This window comes from Coleofasciculus sp. F4-SAH-05 (assembly GCF_040222985.1).
In the GTDB taxonomy this organism is placed as follows: domain Bacteria; phylum Cyanobacteriota; class Cyanobacteriia; order Cyanobacteriales; family Coleofasciculaceae; genus Coleofasciculus; species Coleofasciculus chthonoplastes.
The window spans coordinates 25,445-40,654 of sequence record NZ_JAVKBY010000162.1; the positions used below are offsets into that span (position 1 = coordinate 25,445).

Here is a 15,210-nt window from a genome sequence, read left to right on the forward strand (position 1 = left end):
TCCGAACCCAACAATTAATTACAGTTTAAAGGACTCAGACGGAGCAACGTGTCATACTACTCGGATAAGCTCTAAGCTGTCATGCATTTAAATGGGATATTAGTAGCGAGCAAGATGCTCGTACTACAAGGATGAGAGCCATTTTTTACATTAAGGTTTAAACGCCGAACAGCTTACTCTAAACGACTTTAAATGTTCTCCCTCATCTCCCCCAGCTTCCAGACGTTCCACCGGAACGTCTCTACAACCCCAGCTTTCCCACACCCGACACCCGACACCCGACACCCAACACCCAACACCCGACACCCGACACCCAACACCCGACACCCAACACCCGACACCCCACATCATGGCAATGGTGGATTATTAGCACGATACCAGGCATCGAGTGCTAGTTGATGCACCTCCCGCCAGGATAAATTATAGTCTCGTGCGATCGCGGCACAGTCTTCATATTCCGGTTGGACATTGGCGATGGCGTTTTGAACTCCTGAAGCGCGACTGGCAACTTTTACCCGCACTTTGCCATACTTGGTCTCAACTCGCCGAATTTCCCGTTGCAGAATTGTGCGTTGCTGGGTAAAGTGGCGAATACCAAGGGTTGTCGTTTCTCTAAATAAAATATCTTCACAAACGGTTAATTTTTCCGGTGGGCAAATCACCGTGAGTAATACCCCAGGACGAGATTTTTTCATGCCAATGGCTTGGGTAAATACATCCAAAGCCCCAGCATTAAATAGCACCTCGAAGACATACCCAATCACTTGGGGATTTAAGTCATCAATTTGGGTTTCTATCACACAAACTGTTTCTTGGCAAGGGTAATCACTGATAAAATTAGCGCCGTCTTGTCCTCGAAACTGAATCCCCAACTCTGAAGCTTCTCCAATCCAAAGTCGCAGGATATTCGGAATCGCCAATTCACTGGTTCCTGCACCATGACCAATCTTATGAATAATCATTGCCGGAGGAGATCCAAATTGAGTAGCAAGGGTGACAGCAATCGCTGCACCCGTGGGCGTGACCAATTCGCGATCGATGCCGTTACTATAAATAGGGACTTGCCGAGATTCCCACAATTTTAAAACAGCAGGAACAGGAACAGGCAATCGACCATGAGCAGCTTGTACTGTACCGCCTCCTGTGGGTAAGGGAGAACAGTAGAGTCTATCAATCCCTAACCAATCCAACCCTAAACACGTCCCGACAATATCCACTAAGGCATCTGTCGCGCCCACTTCATGGAAATGCACGGTTTCAGGTGTCATCCCGTGAACTTCAGCCTCTGCTTCTGCCAAGTTGCGGAAGATTGCCAAACTCCAATCGACGACTTGTGAGGGTAATCCAGCGGTTGTAATTAGATGTTCAATATCTGCTAAATGTCGGCTATGCTCATGGTCTGACGGTTCAGCGTGATCATGGTGATGGGCTTGAGTGAGCAAATTCACATGGACTTTAGTAGCTAATTGACCTTGGCGGTGAACTGATTCTGCCCCTAACCGATACTCATGGTCAATTCCCAACCCTTTTAACTTTTCACTTAAATACTCTAACGGCACTCCTGCTGCCACGAGTGCTCCCAAGCACATATCACCAGCAATTCCACTCTGACAGTCTAGGTAGGCGAGTTTTGGCATTACGTTTTGAATCCTGAAGGGTGATTAGCTGTAACCAAAAGGCTGGAAACCTTTACCCATTATTGCCCAAAATTGGGTAGAGATTTGTTCTGAGAGAATGGGTCTGCCAAGAGTATGTATACTTTATTGGTATACCTATCCAGCCAAAAACCACAGCTAGGTAGGTGAGAGAGATAGCCGCCAGTTAGGTGGTGTTAGCCTGTGGACTGGGAAGGTGCCGACACCGCCAGAGTGAAGCAGGAAGTAAGTTCCAGATGTGTCCATAAGTGGACAGATTTGGGTAGATCTTATGTAACGGTCTACATCTATTGTAGGGAAAGGAGAATGGGGGGTGGGGGATTGGGGAGATAGGGAAGATGAGGGAGATGGGGTTGTAGGGGTTTGGTCTCCAAACCCCATTTCTTATGTAGGGGGAGATGGGCAAGGAAAGGACGAATGACGAATGACGAATGACCAATGACCAATGACCAATAACGATTAAAAATACTTTAAGTATTGTTACTTTGGCGTGGTATGATCGCCTATGGCTAGATGCGATCGAGCCAAATTTAGATGGACTAGCGTTTGCTGCTGCCTGTGAACTTGTCAGACAACTCTGTACAACCCAAGCCCACACCGGAGGAAAGTCCACCAGGGAGTTCTCAGACTTACCCTGAAAATTCCTCAATGCAAGAGTACTACCAACTTAAACAAGCGTTGTTGTCGGTCACTCTGGCAATGACAGGGGTCATTTTTGTCTCTGTCTGGATTGCTTACTCACTCAACATCGCCTTGAATTATTTGATCGGGGCGTGCGTTGGTGTGGTTTACTTGAGAATGTTGGCGAAAGACGTTGAGCGGTTAGGTGTCCAAAAGAGGCGTCCGAGTTCAACTCGGTTAGCTTTATTGATTGGGCTATTAGTCGTTGCCAGTCAATGGCAGAGTTTACGCATTCTGCCCATATTTTTAGGATTTCTGACGTATAAAGCTGCGCTTATCGCTTATATGCTCCAAAGCACCTTGTTGCCTACGTCGAAGTAAGTTCCCATGGTCAGGGTGAGTAGCTGTAACCAAAAAGCTGAACACCTTTAACCATTGTTGCCCAAAATTGGGTAGAGATTTGTCCCGATAGAATTTACCGCCAAGAATCTGTATACTTTTTGGTGTACCTATCCAGCCAAAAACCACAGCTAGGTAGGTGAGAGAGATAGCCACCAGTTAGGTGGTGTTAGCCTGTGGACTGGTTGAGTGCCGTCACCGCCAGAGTGAAGCAGGAAGTAAGTTCCAAGGATGTCCACGCTTGGGGTAACTTTGGGTAAATCTTATGTAACGGCAGCCAACGCATCCAAACAGTAGGGTAGGCTACACCCGAACTCAACGCCTGTGGACAAAGGATATAACTCCCTTGGATGAAGCAGGAAATAGACTCAGAAATTGTTCGATGGACAATTGTCAATGGGTCTTGTGTAGTCGTTTCAACCAAAAGATAGAAGATAGCTGGGGAAATCTCTGGAATGGAAGTCAACTACCCCGCCCATAGCCTAGCTATGGACGAGGCTTGAAAAAAAGTCTTACGTTGACCAGCCTAAGTCCAGTAAGGACTACGTTAGCGGAAAGCGTTAAAGTTCCTACCTTGGGGTGCGTGCCAGCTTCAAGCTCTAGAACCAGGCAGTTAAACAGGTAAACAAGGGTTAAGCCAGTGCTGTTTGGAAAGTACCGACCGTTAACTTATGCGAGGCGTACAGACGTAGCATGCTACGTCTGTACTCCGGAAACGGAAGTCGCCCCTCACCGGGCAACCAAATAACCCATATCGTACAGGTTGAACGTTTTGAGCTTGTAACTGCCCAAGCTGGCATACATATCAATATGTCACCGGAACAAGTAGATCCAAGACGGTAGGGGTTTCCAATTGTAGTTTATGGCGCGGCTTTCTAACCGCTCATACACAGTATGGACGAGGTATCCAGCCGCGAAAGAAAGAAGGATGATAGATGGTTTGGCGTTCTATAATGCTTTCCCCCTTGCTGAACTAGAAGTTGGTCAGCATCTGTATTGGCATATCGGAAATTTAAAGGTTCATGGTCAGGTGTTTATTACCTCCTGGGTCGTGATTGCCATTCTGATTATTGCCTCGATTGCTGCTACCCGAAACATTCAGCGCATTCCTAGTGGTCTCCAAAATTTTATGGAGTATGCCCTGGAATTTTTGCGGGATTTAGCCAAAAATCAAATCGGGGAAAAAGAGTATCGTCCCTGGGTGCCCTTTGTGGGGACGTTATTTTTGTTCATTTTTGTGGCAAATTGGTCTGGGGCGCTTGTTCCCTGGAAACTGATTGAGCTGCCCGAAGGTGAATTAGCGGCACCAACCAGTGATATTAATACAACAGTGGCGTTTGCGCTGCTGACCTCCTTAGCGTATTTTTACGCGGGTCTGAGCAAGAAGGGCTTGGGGTATTTTGCTGGTTATGCCCAACCAACTCCCATCCTGCTGCCGTTTAAGGTTCTGGAAGATTTTACCAAACCTCTCTCCCTCAGTTTCCGTCTGTTTGGCAACATTTTGGCAGATGAACTGGTGGTGGCAGTATTGGTGCTGTTGGTGCCGCTGTTCGTACCTCTCCCGGTGATGGCATTGGGTTTATTTACCAGTGCGATTCAGGCGCTGATCTTTGCTACCCTAGCAGCGGCTTATATTGGGGAGGCGATGGAAGACCATCATTAGCGATTTGAGGCTAGTGATTAAGATTTGCCACTTCCGTCTCGTGAACAATCAAAAAATTCGGCTGTGTCTAGCGAATTGGTTTAGGGTAAGCGTTTCACGCACGTTTGTTTGTTATTTAGTCAAAAAGTCAAAAGCGAGGAAAATATCATGGACCCATTAGTTTCTGCTGCATCTGTTATTGCTGCTGCTTTAGCTGTTGGTTTAGCGGCAATTGGTCCGGGAATTGGTCAAGGAAATGCGGCGGGACAAGCTGTAGAAGGGATTGCTCGTCAGCCTGAAGCTGAAGGAAAAATTCGGGGAACCTTACTCCTGAGTTTGGCATTCATGGAAGCGCTGACAATTTACGGTTTGGTGGTTGCTCTCGTCTTATTATTCGCCAACCCCTTCTCGTAACCCTTGATGCCACAAGAGCATTCAGACCCCAATGACTGAGGTCTGGATGCTATTGATCTGGAGGACTATTGAAATCTAAAACGCTATCCCATCCCAACTAAAAAGCTAACAATTTTGTTTGTGCGCTGTGGGATTACCAAAACATCATGATACATTGGACAATTTTACTAGCTGTTGAAGCAGCAGAAGAGGCAGCCGAAGGAGGGTTATTTGATTTTGATGCCACCCTACCTCTGATGGCATTGCAATTTTTAATTTTGGTGGTGATATTGAATGCGGTTTTTTATAAGCCACTCAGTAACGCCATTGATGGACGGGATGACTACATCCGCCAGAACCGATTAGAAGCACGGGAACGCTTAGAAAAAGCTCAGAATCTGGCGAAACAGTATGAGCAAGAACTAGCAGAAACTCGTCGCAAGTCACAAGCAACGATTGCCGCGGCTACAGCTGATGCTCAGAAAATAGCGGCTGATAAAATGGCTCAAGCTCAAGCGGAAGCCCAGGCACAACGAGAGCAAGCCCAAAAAGAAATTGACCAACAAAAAGCTGAAGCGATGACATCCTTAGAACAAGAAGTGGATTCGCTTTCGCGTCAGATTCTGGAAAAACTTGTTGGACCAGAGTTGGTTAAGTAATGTCGGCTTTATCCGGGTAGCGAAGCAGGGGTTTGCGAGAGGTTAACCGTTCTGAAAAACCTATACAGAACTATGCATATTTAGGCATATCTGTACTCGGAACGTGCAGACTAAGACTCATTGAAGTCTACGTTAGACGGGTCACGACACCTTGATGTGAACGCCAGCATCATGCTCTGTCGAATTCAGTTAAGTAATCAGTGAACAGGTTTATAGCTGTAGTGCTGAATTCATAAAAAGCCCGTTTAACATTGTCGAGGCAAACATTACTTAATTGGTTGACAGAAGATGTCAAATAGTCTTTTGTCTGGGGTGTGATCACAAATAACGCCGGACGAAATTTTTAGCCCGTTTAAACGTTACCCAAGAAGAGCAGTAAAGCAACATAGCAGTTCTCAATTAAAGCAGGTGTATATGGCTATTATGGGTAGTTTTTCAATTTTAGCTACCGCCGAAGGAGGATTTGGTCTAAACCTCGATATTTTAGAAACCAATGTAATTAATTTGGTGATTATTATCGGGGTACTGATTTACTTTGGGCGATCATTTTTAGGGAATACCCTATCGGAGCGACGTTCCAGTATTGAAGAATCCATCAGCGATGCCGAAAAGCAGCAAAAAGACGCCGCTGCCTCGTTAGCGGATGCTCAGCAAAAGCTGGCACAAGCGCAAGCGGAAGCCGAAAAGATTCGGGCAAAAGCAGAAGAAAATGCCAACGCCGCTAGAGAATCAGTTTTGGCAGCATCGGTTAAAGATGTGGAACGGATGAAAGCGTCAGCCGTTCAGGATTTAAACTCAGAACGGGAACGTGCGATCGCACAACTTCGCCAGCAAGTGGTTGCCCTAGCGATGGAGCGTGTCGAGTCGCAACTCAAAAGTCAGTTGGATGACTCGGCACAGCATACCTTAGTTGACCGCAGCATCGAGCGAGTAGGAGCTAGATAAGTTATGAAAGGAAGTTCATTTAGTGCTGAAGTCGTTGAGCCTTATGCAGAGGCGTTAATGTCTGTGGCTCAAGAACATAACCTCGTGGATAAATTCGGTGAAGATGTTGCCGCGTTGCTCGATACGTTAAAAGAATCAGAGGAATTGCAGCAATTTTTAGGCAATCCGATTGTCAAAGCCGAGGACAAAAAAGCCGTCTTAGAACAAATCAGCGGGGATCAAATTCACCCCTACATGGTGAATTTTTTAAAGATTCTCGTAGAGCGGCGGCGCATTCTGTTTCTGAGAGACGTATGCAAGCAGTATCAAGCACTCTTGCGGGAGTTAAAACAGACGGTTTTAGCTGAAGTCGTCTCCGCCGTTGAACTCAATGACGACCAAAAGCAGGCGGTGCGCCAGAAAGTTCTCACCATGACCAATGCCCAAGATGTAGAACTAGATACCCAAATTGACGCCGATTTACTCGGTGGTGTGATTATTAAAGTGGAGTCTCAAGTTGTTGATGCCAGTCTGCGTGGACAACTGCGTCGTATTGGTGTGAGCTTGAGTCGTTCGACTTAAATGTCAAACGTCATGTTCCAGATGTAGCAGTCTACGTCTGTGATAAGTCATAAGCTAAATTCACGAGGCAAATGACGAATGACCAATGACATAAGACCAATGACATAAGACAAAAAAGTAGAGGGATTAGTTGAATGGTAAGCATTAGACCCGACGAAATTAGCAGCATTATTCGTCAGCAAATCGAACAATACGACCAAGAGGTCAAAGTCTCTAACGTTGGTACCGTCCTGCAAGTCGGTGATGGCATTGCCCGGGTCTATGGTTTAGACCAGTGCATGGCTGGGGAACTGGTCGAGTTTGAAGATGGTACAGTGGGCATTGCCCTGAATTTGGAAGAAGATAATGTCGGTGTCGTGCTGATGGGCGAAGGGCTCGACATCCAGGAAGGGAGTTCTGTCACGGCTACCGGAAAAATCGCTCAGGTTCCCGTGGGTGAGGCGCTAATTGGTCGGGTTGTCGATGCGTTGGCACGACCCATTGATGGCAAGGGAGAGATTCAAAGCGGCGAATCTCGTCTAATTGAATCCTCAGCACCCGGTATTATTGCACGGCGTTCTGTGTATGAACCCCTGCAAACCGGAATTACCGCGATTGACGCGATGATTCCCGTGGGACGCGGACAACGGGAGTTAATTATTGGCGATCGCCAAACCGGAAAAACCGCGATCGCGATCGATACGATTCTCAACCAGAAAGAAGAAGACGTTATCTGTGTCTACGTCGCCGTGGGTCAAAAGGCATCCACCGTGGTTCAGGTTGTCGATGCCCTGGAAGAGAGAGGGGCATTAGATTACACGGTGATCGTTGCCGCTAACGCCAGTGACCCCGCCACCCTGCAATATCTGGCACCCTATACCGGAGCCTCGATTGCCGAATACTTTATGTATAAGGGCAAAGCGACGCTGGTTATCTACGATGACCTGTCCAAGCAAGCCCAAGCCTATCGCCAGATGTCCCTGTTGCTGCGTCGTCCACCGGGTCGGGAAGCCTATCCTGGGGATGTATTCTATCTCCACTCTCGCTTGTTAGAACGGGCAGCCAAGCTGAATGATGAATTGGGTGGGGGCAGTATGACCGCGCTGCCAATTATTGAAACCCAAGCGGGTGACGTATCTGCTTATATTCCCACCAACGTGATTTCGATCACTGACGGTCAGATCTTCTTGTCTGCTGACTTATTTAACTCCGGTCTACGTCCGGCGATTAACCCCGGTATTTCCGTATCACGGGTGGGTTCTGCGGCTCAAACCAAAGCCATTAAAAAAGTGGCAGGTAAACTGAAACTGGATTTGGCACAGTTTGATGACCTGCAAGCCTTCGCTCAGTTTGCCTCAGACTTAGACAAAGCCACTCAAGACCAATTGTCACGGGGGGTACGGTTACGGGAACTGCTCAAGCAACCCCAATACTCCCCCTTAGCCGTCTATGAACAAGTCGCGCTGGTATACGCGGGAATCAATGGCTACTTAGATGACATTGAGGTAGAGAAAGTCACCGCCTTTACCAAAGGACTGCGGGACTACTTAAAAACCAGCAAGCCACAGTTTGGTGAGATTATCAAGGATAAGAAAGTCCTCACCGAAGACGCCGAAAACCTGCTTAAGGAAGCTTTGGCTGAGTACAAGCAGACTTTCTTAGTCTCTGCGTAACGTTCCTCGTTCAGAGTTCAGGGTTCATGGGTAACAAGTCCTGAACCCTGGACAATCAAGACTTAACCATAAACAGACTATGCCTAATTTAAAAGCGATTCGCGATCGCATAAAATCCGTCAAAAATACTCAGAAAATTACCGAAGCGATGCGTCTGGTGGCAGCCGCCAAGGTGCGTCGCGCCCAACAACAGGTGACATCGACTCGTCCCTTTGCTGATCGATTGGCGCAGGTTCTCTATGGGTTGCAGAACCGTCTCCAATTTGAAGACGTCGACTTACCCTTGCTCAAACAACGGGAAGTCAAGTCTGTTGGCATACTCGTCGTATCTGGCGATCGCGGTTTGTGTGGCGGTTACAATAACAACGTGATCCGCCGTGCCGAAAACCGCGCCAAGGAACTCCACAAAGAAGGCATCGACTACAAATATGTCTTAATCGGACGCAAAGCGATCCAGTATTTTGAGCGCCGGGAGCAGCCAATTGACGCCAAATACACAGGCTTAGAACAAATTCCCACGGCACCTGAAGCCTCAATGATTGCCGATGAATTGCTCTCCTTGTTCCTATCGGAAGAAGTGGATCGGGTTGAACTGGTTTACACCAAGTTTGTCTCCTTAATTAGTTCTCGCCCGGTGGTACAAACATTATTACCCTTAACCGCCCAAGGATTAGAGGCACAAGATGATGAAATCTTCCGCCTCACTACTCGCGGCGGTAACTTTGAGGTACAACGGGAAAAAGTGACGACAGAAAACCGTGCTTTATCCCGTGACATGATCTTTGAACAAGATCCAGTCCAAATTCTGGATGCCTTACTACCGTTGTATTTGAACAACCAGCTTCTGCGGGCATTACAAGAGTCAGCCGCTAGCGAATTAGCCGCCCGGATGACGTCGATGAACAACGCTAGTGATAATGCCAGCGAATTGATTGGCACACTCAGCCTGTCGTACAACAAAGCGCGACAAGCCTCGATTACTCAAGAACTTCTGGAAGTCGTTGGCGGTGCCAGCGCTCTTGGTGGTTAGCCGTAGGGGAGGTAGGGGCGCAAAGCTTTGCGCCCGCGCCCAGCGCCATAGTTTAATATTTATGTAGAGACGTAGCAGGCTACGTCTCTACCACTAATATCGCCCCTTCCCAATAATTGCCAAAAGCTGATGAAAACATCAACAGAGCAAAATACCTCAACCTTATACAATAAAGATTATCACCTCTGGCTAGAGACAACGATACAACAACTCCGCTCCAGAGAATTTACCCATGTTGATTGGGAAAATTTATTGGATGAATTGGAAAGCATGGGAAAAAATAACAGAAGAGCGGTTAAAAGTCTCTTGACCCGACTTTGGGAACACTTGCTCAAGCTGCGTTACTGGGAATCAGAAAAAGAATACAATAAAAATAAGTGGAAATCCGAAATCACTACATTTCGGCAACAGATTCGAGATGAATTGTCAGATAGTCCCAGTTTAAAACCTTACTTAGTAGAAATTTTCCCTAACACGTATCAGGATGCCAAAAAAGTCATATCGCGTTTAATGGATAAACCCATACAATTTTTCCCAGAAGCTCCTCCCGCATCGAGTGAAGATGTGTTAAAGGAAGATTGGTTTTTTGAAGACTTGTAGGAGCGCCATGGGTGTAAACTTGACGATTTTGTCACCCCCTTTATTCCTTGGCTGCTATTCCTCACACCCTACACCCCATTCAGCACCCATAAAGGGGGTAGTTAACCAGGATTTGGTATCAGTAGGGGCAGGTTTGACTATGATCATTGATCTTATGTTTCCTGACAACAGATGTGAATAAACCCGCCCTGCTCCCAAGAATTAACCCACCCCAAACAAGAATGTAGAGACGTAGCATGCTACGTCTCTACAGTGTGACGGATCTGAATTACCAACCCGCTTCAGCTTGCTCTAACACATAAGCCGCAACGTTTTCAATTTGGTCAGCCTTTAAGCGTCCGCCAAAAGCAGGCATAGCCCCTTTTCCGTTTGTTACCTGGTAGACAATTGCATCCATGGAGTCCATGCCATACTTCTCCAAGGCATCTTTTTTCAGGGTCTTCTGTGCCATAACAATGTTGTTGCCCCCTATATGGCAAGCATTACAGTTAGCACTAAAGATTGTGGCACCCTTTGCGGTGTCAGCAGCGAGAGCCGGACGGCTGAATGCCAAACCAAACACAGCGACGGCAAGTAAAATGATGGACAGAATTTTCTTCAATGTAGTTCTCCTCTTCTCAAAACAGACAGTAAGTATTATTGCTCAATTATCAATTGCAGCAATGTGGGACAGAATTGACCTAATCCATCAATCCGATGCTATAGGCATGATGCAATAGTGTCTGCCTTTCTACAAATTTTACCAGTATACGCGCCTAATCCAGAGTTTCGTGCCAAGTCAAATAGCCGAGACACCGGGAAGCTGGGGAAGCTGGGGGAGCTGGCGAAGACTTCGGCGTGAGCGCTCAGTCGAACGCTGGGGAAGCCAATGTAGAGACGTGCCATGGCACGTCTGGGAGCCGGGGGAGAAAAAATTAAATTAGAGCTTGAACGATGAATCATCAACCCGGAAGATTGATTAAATTTTAAGGAAAGATTAAGTTTGCAAACGGTTTGTAATAAATCCCATACTATTTGATACAAAACTCAAATTTCCTCGATTTTTTTTACGATAAATACCCCCAATTGGTGAAGTAAATCACATCTTACTGATTGACAAACGCCTAAAATATCCTCAAAGCGGTGGTTAATCCGTAAATCTAAATATATTTACTTAAGTAAAGGGAAACCTAAAATGACAGCCAAAAAGCTTCATCAGCAAGAGAGTTCTTATAATTATCAAACCAATGAACGGATGAATACAGGATTAAAAGACGCTGTAGGTATAGAGACTTTAGCGAATCTAGGGATTGGGCAGCAAAACTTTGTGAATAGGAATTTGGAGCGAACACTTAAGGAATTATCCGATTTAGAATTTGCGTTAGATAGAGCCGCAATTGTGGCGCTTACCGATAAACAGGGCGTGATTCACTATGTCAATGATAAATTTTGCGAAATATCACAATATCGTCGAGAAGAGTTAATTGGCAAAACCCATCGCCAGATCAAATCGGGTCATCATCCGCCAGCATTTTTTAAAGAATTCTGGACGACGATCGCATCGGGCAAAGTCTGGAAAGGCGAAATTAAGAATAAAGCCAAGGATGGAACCTATTATTGGGTAGATACTACAGTCGTTCCCTTTTTGAATGAGCAGGGGGAAATCTACCAATATTTAGCGATTCGCTTTGATATCACCGAGCGCAAGCAGGTAGAAGAAGCCTTGCAACGATCAGAACAGAAGGCGCGACAACAAGCACAACAACTCGAAGAGGCATTGGAGAAGCTTAAACAAACCCAAAGTCAACTGATTCAAAGCGAAAAAATGTCAAGCGTGGGTCAACTGCTGGCTGGAATTGCCCACGAAATTAATAATCCGGTCAATTTTATCTACGGCAATCTGGTTCATACTCGCGAGTATGTTAATAGTGTGTTACAAGTTTTGGCGCTTTACCAGAAACATTGTCCCGTGGAAATACCTGAGATTGAAGCCGTTATCGAGGACGAGGATATCGAGTTTATTGTTGAAGATTTACCCAAAATGGTGTCGTCTATGCAAATCGGAGCCAACCGCATCCGAGACATTGTGCTGTCGTTGCGGAACTTCTCACGTCTGGATGAGCAACAGATGCAACCGGTTGATATTCATCAAGGGTTAGAGAGTACATTATTGATTCTGCACAATCGATTAAAAGCTAAAGCTGAACGCCCGGAAATTCAGGTGATTAAAAACTATGGGGAGTTGCCACCTGTAATATGTTATGGCAGTCAGCTTAATCAAGTGTTTATGAATCTGATTGCTAATGCAATTGACGCCTTTGAGAATCAGCCGGAACCGCGACAAATTACGATTTATACAGCCGTACAAAGCGGGGAATATTGGCAGAAGCAGGGGATACTTTCAGAGTGCGATCGCGCTTCTCAGACGCCGTGGGTGGTGATTACCATTGCCGATAATGGACCCGGAATGCCAAAAGCGACTCAGGATCACTTATTTGATCCCTTCTTTACCACCAAACCCACGGGGAAGGGGACAGGGTTAGGGTTATCCATCGCCCATAATATCATCGTCGAAAAGCACCAGGGTCAAATCCGATGTATTTCCCAGGATGGAAAGGGAACTCAGTTTATCGTGGCGATTCCCTTGGTGCAGTAGGGATGGAGGAGATGGGGAGATGGGGAAGATGGGGGAAACGAATGACAAATGACAAATAACGAATAATAAATCTGCCAAAATAGGAACAAAGGGTTTAAATGCACAGGCGATGGCGTGGACAATAGGGCAGAAACTACACAATGGTCAATACACCATTGAGAAAACATTAGGCAAGGCGGGTTTCAGTATTACCTACCTAGCGACAGATGCACAAGGAAACGAACTGGTAATCAAAACGCTGAATGAGGATCGACTCAAAAAGCTTACTCCTTTACGTCGGGAAAGTCTCAAATGTAAGTTTGTCAATGAGGCGCGGCGGCTAGAAGGCTGTCGGCATCCTCATGTCGTCAAGGTGTACAAGACGTTCGTTGAAGGACAGTTTTTTTGTCTGGCGATGGAGTACATTCGGGGAAAGACTCTAGGGAACCTGTCTCAACGAGTGTTACCCGAAAAGGAAGCGTTGAGTTATATCCAGCAGATGGGGGAAGCGCTGATTGCCGCCCATCAGCAGGGATTGCTGCATCAGAATGTAAAACCTGCCAATATTATGGTGAGGGCGGGTCAATATCAGGCGGTACTGATTGATTTTGACCTGGGCGGGAAATTTGAGTATCCCTTAACCTTGGGATGGCAAGATGAAGTCTTTGCCCCGATTGAACTCAAGTCGAAGACGCGATCGCGCGGCACCTTTACGGATGTCTATTCTCTGGCTGCAACGCTGTATGTACTCTTAACCGGGAAGCTACCCGCCACCTCTAGCGATCGCCAAAAGGGTAAGGCGGATTTAATTCCCCCAAAACAGATTAATTCTCACATTTCTAAACGTGTTAATAAAGCGATTCTGGCGGGAATGAAACTTGAACCCGAAGCACGTCCCAAGTCGGTGCTGGATTGGTTAAAATTGTTGGGACTACAGCGAGAGGGTGTGATTTCTGGATTAGCCAAACAACCCCGTTGGGCGATGGTTGTCGGAATTTTAGGGGTAGTTGGCATCGTCGCTGGCGTGGTATCTGCCAGTCTTGAAGGAACAGAATTTTGGGAAAGGGTTATTCCTGAATTCTCTCCAGACGTCAAACCCTCCGTCTCATCCCCCTTATACTTAAAATCACCAGAAACCGAAGAATAGCTCTGCGATCGCGCGATTGCTCCGATGACCCCCGGACAAGTGACAAATGACGAATAACAAAATTCTCAGTTGGCAAGACATTCGCCAACACCTAAAGCAACCCTTGATTTTAGCAACTCCGGTAACCTTACACGTATGCCGCCATGCTCAAAGCACCGTCAATGCCCAAAAGCGAATTGCGGGTTCTCAAGACGTAGACTTAACGCCTGAAGGCGAAGCACAAGCTAGAGTATTAGGAACTCAACTTGATCCAGAGTACAGTTTAGCCTTTGCCTCTGGGTTAAAACGTGCCTATAAAACGTTAGATATTGCTATAACTAGCGGCAATATCAGTGTGGGTAGTATCCGCAAAGATAAGCGACTGAATGAACGGAACTTAGGCGTATTAGAATGCGGTAAACTGCGATTTATTCCCGAATATGCCGCTGGTGATTTAAACTATGCCCCCGAAAATGGCGAAAGTTATGCCCAATTAGCTCAACGTATTTTCTCTTTTTTGATTGATTTGGCTCAGGTGACACAAACGAGCGACGTGAATAAAGTGCTAATTTTTAGTCACATTGGTTCAATCCGGATTCTGGTTAGTATTATTACGGAAAATACCAGTTCTGTGGATGTATTGAGTCAGAGATTTGGGAATACGGAGTTAATAAAATTGGATTGGCATCGTTTAATTATCCCAGAATTTATAGAGAAAGGTGGAATTTTTCAATAAATGAATAAGTAGGGGCGGGTTTAGAGACAAAATAGATGGGGAAACCAATAACATTCAGACAAAACCCGCCCAGCGTCACCAATAACATTCGATTAATCTGTAGGGGCGGGTTTAGGAACAAAATTGACTGGAAAACCAATAACATTCAGACAAAACCCGCCCGTTCCCACCAATAACATTCGATTAATCTGTAGGGGCGGGTTTAGGGACAAAATTGATGGGGAAACTAATAACATTCAGACAAAACCCGCCCAGCGTCACCAATAACATTCGATTAATCTGTAGGGGCGGGTTTAGGGGCAAAATTGATGGAAAAACTAATAACATTCAGACAAAACCCGCCCGTTCCCACCAATAACATTCGATTAATCTGTAGGGGCGGGTTTAGGGGCAAAATTGAAGGGAAAACTAATAACATTCAGACAAAACCCGCCCAGCGTCACCGAAAACATTCGATTAATGGATGCGATCGCGTGAAATATTAGGCGGTATTTCGTGGTTTAGCGGTGGGGATAGGGCGGGTTTCGTTGTTTGGTTTGAGGTGTTGTCTCATGATTTAATCCCTAAACCCGCCCCT

At 46.2% G+C, this 15,210-nt stretch carries 19 protein-coding genes; 13 read left to right on the plus strand and 6 right to left on the minus strand.

Going from position 1 to position 15,210, the window contains the following annotated elements:
- Nucleotides 1-150 precede the first annotated feature (150 nt).
- From RIG27_RS19750 to RIG27_RS19760, 3 genes are all read right to left on the minus strand, one after another.
- A complete protein-coding gene (locus tag RIG27_RS19750) occupies nt 151-351 on the minus strand; it encodes a hypothetical protein (RefSeq protein ID WP_446347952.1) in 201 nt (66 codons plus the stop codon).
- Nucleotides 348-1,637 (minus strand): nickel pincer cofactor biosynthesis protein LarC, encoded by a 1,290-nt coding sequence (gene larC / locus RIG27_RS19755; RefSeq protein WP_446347954.1) that lies wholly within the window; start codon nt 1,635-1,637, stop codon nt 348-350. The genes RIG27_RS19750 and larC overlap by 4 nt, the downstream gene beginning before the upstream one ends.
- Nucleotides 1,638-1,942: 305 nt before the next feature.
- The gene (locus RIG27_RS19760; protein ID WP_446347956.1) at nt 1,943-2,101 is read right to left on the minus strand and encodes a hypothetical protein; all 159 of its coding nucleotides are present in this window, start codon (nt 2,099-2,101) and stop codon (nt 1,943-1,945) included.
- A 39-nt stretch (nt 2,102-2,140) separates the two neighbouring features.
- Between RIG27_RS19760 and RIG27_RS19765 the strand changes: the two genes are divergently transcribed.
- Together RIG27_RS19765 and RIG27_RS19770 are read left to right on the plus strand one after the other, a co-directional pair.
- Nucleotides 2,141-2,293 carry a hypothetical protein gene (locus RIG27_RS19765; protein ID WP_446347985.1) on the plus strand — a complete coding sequence of 51 codons (153 nt, stop codon included), beginning with the start codon at nt 2,141-2,143 and terminating at the stop codon, nt 2,291-2,293.
- The gene (locus RIG27_RS19770) at nt 2,220-2,657 is read left to right on the plus strand and encodes an ATP synthase subunit I (protein WP_446347983.1); all 438 of its coding nucleotides are present in this window, start codon (nt 2,220-2,222) and stop codon (nt 2,655-2,657) included. The genes RIG27_RS19765 and RIG27_RS19770 overlap by 74 nt, the downstream gene beginning before the upstream one ends.
- A 187-nt stretch (nt 2,658-2,844) precedes the next feature.
- Here the strand turns inward: RIG27_RS19770 and RIG27_RS19775 are convergent, their stop codons facing one another.
- A complete protein-coding gene (locus RIG27_RS19775; RefSeq protein ID WP_446347958.1) occupies nt 2,845-3,141 on the minus strand; it encodes a hypothetical protein in 297 nt (98 codons plus the stop codon).
- A 462-nt stretch (nt 3,142-3,603) separates the two neighbouring features.
- Between RIG27_RS19775 and atpB the strand changes: the two genes are divergently transcribed.
- The 8 genes from atpB (at nt 3,604) to RIG27_RS19815 (ending at nt 10,157) form a co-directional block, all read left to right on the plus strand.
- Nucleotides 3,604-4,338 carry a F0F1 ATP synthase subunit A gene (gene atpB, locus RIG27_RS19780; RefSeq protein WP_446347960.1) on the plus strand — a complete coding sequence of 245 codons (735 nt, stop codon included), beginning with the start codon at nt 3,604-3,606 and terminating at the stop codon, nt 4,336-4,338.
- Between the two features lie 147 nt (nt 4,339-4,485).
- On the plus strand, nt 4,486-4,731 hold the full coding sequence (gene atpE / locus RIG27_RS19785; RefSeq protein ID WP_446338636.1) for an ATP synthase F0 subunit C: 246 nt from the start codon (nt 4,486-4,488) through the stop codon (nt 4,729-4,731).
- 146 nt (nt 4,732-4,877) lie between these two features.
- Nucleotides 4,878-5,369 (plus strand): F0F1 ATP synthase subunit B', encoded by a 492-nt coding sequence (locus RIG27_RS19790; protein ID WP_446347962.1) that lies wholly within the window; start codon nt 4,878-4,880, stop codon nt 5,367-5,369.
- A gap of 423 nt (nt 5,370-5,792) precedes the next feature.
- On the plus strand, nt 5,793-6,314 hold the full coding sequence (locus RIG27_RS19795; protein ID WP_446347963.1) for a F0F1 ATP synthase subunit B: 522 nt from the start codon (nt 5,793-5,795) through the stop codon (nt 6,312-6,314).
- A gap of 3 nt (nt 6,315-6,317) precedes the next feature.
- Nucleotides 6,318-6,875 carry an ATP synthase F1 subunit delta gene (atpH, locus tag RIG27_RS19800; protein WP_446347965.1) on the plus strand — a complete coding sequence of 186 codons (558 nt, stop codon included), beginning with the start codon at nt 6,318-6,320 and terminating at the stop codon, nt 6,873-6,875.
- Nucleotides 6,876-7,009: 134 nt separating this feature from the next.
- Nucleotides 7,010-8,527 carry a F0F1 ATP synthase subunit alpha gene (gene atpA, locus RIG27_RS19805; protein ID WP_446340730.1) on the plus strand — a complete coding sequence of 506 codons (1,518 nt, stop codon included), beginning with the start codon at nt 7,010-7,012 and terminating at the stop codon, nt 8,525-8,527.
- A 79-nt stretch (nt 8,528-8,606) separates the two neighbouring features.
- Nucleotides 8,607-9,557 (plus strand): F0F1 ATP synthase subunit gamma, encoded by a 951-nt coding sequence (locus RIG27_RS19810; protein ID WP_446347967.1) that lies wholly within the window; start codon nt 8,607-8,609, stop codon nt 9,555-9,557.
- Nucleotides 9,558-9,686: 129 nt separating this feature from the next.
- Nucleotides 9,687-10,157 carry a DUF29 domain-containing protein gene (locus tag RIG27_RS19815; protein WP_446347969.1) on the plus strand — a complete coding sequence of 157 codons (471 nt, stop codon included), beginning with the start codon at nt 9,687-9,689 and terminating at the stop codon, nt 10,155-10,157.
- A gap of 268 nt (nt 10,158-10,425) precedes the next feature.
- On the opposite strand, the gene petJ is transcribed toward RIG27_RS19815, so the two are convergent.
- On the minus strand, nt 10,426-10,758 hold the full coding sequence (gene petJ, locus RIG27_RS19820) for a cytochrome c6 PetJ (RefSeq protein ID WP_446347971.1): 333 nt from the start codon (nt 10,756-10,758) through the stop codon (nt 10,426-10,428).
- Between the two features lie 98 nt (nt 10,759-10,856).
- Nucleotides 10,857-11,180: a hypothetical protein gene (locus RIG27_RS19825; RefSeq protein ID WP_446347973.1), complete on the minus strand. Its 324-nt coding sequence runs from the start codon at nt 11,178-11,180 to the stop codon at nt 10,857-10,859.
- Between the two features lie 151 nt (nt 11,181-11,331).
- On the opposite strand from RIG27_RS19825, the gene RIG27_RS19830 reads away from it, so the two are divergent.
- The 3 genes from RIG27_RS19830 to RIG27_RS19840 all read left to right on the plus strand — a co-directional run bounded on the left by RIG27_RS19830 (nt 11,332) and on the right by RIG27_RS19840 (nt 14,633).
- Complete coding sequence (locus RIG27_RS19830; RefSeq protein WP_446347975.1) at nt 11,332-12,792, plus strand: PAS domain-containing sensor histidine kinase; 1,461 nt, start codon at nt 11,332-11,334, stop codon at nt 12,790-12,792.
- Between the two features lie 109 nt (nt 12,793-12,901).
- A complete protein-coding gene (locus tag RIG27_RS19835) occupies nt 12,902-13,918 on the plus strand; it encodes a serine/threonine protein kinase (RefSeq protein ID WP_446347977.1) in 1,017 nt (338 codons plus the stop codon).
- Between the two features lie 46 nt (nt 13,919-13,964).
- Entirely contained in the window at nt 13,965-14,633 is a 669-nt protein-coding gene (locus tag RIG27_RS19840) for a histidine phosphatase family protein (RefSeq protein WP_446347979.1), read from the plus strand.
- Nucleotides 14,634-15,210 lie beyond the last annotated feature (577 nt).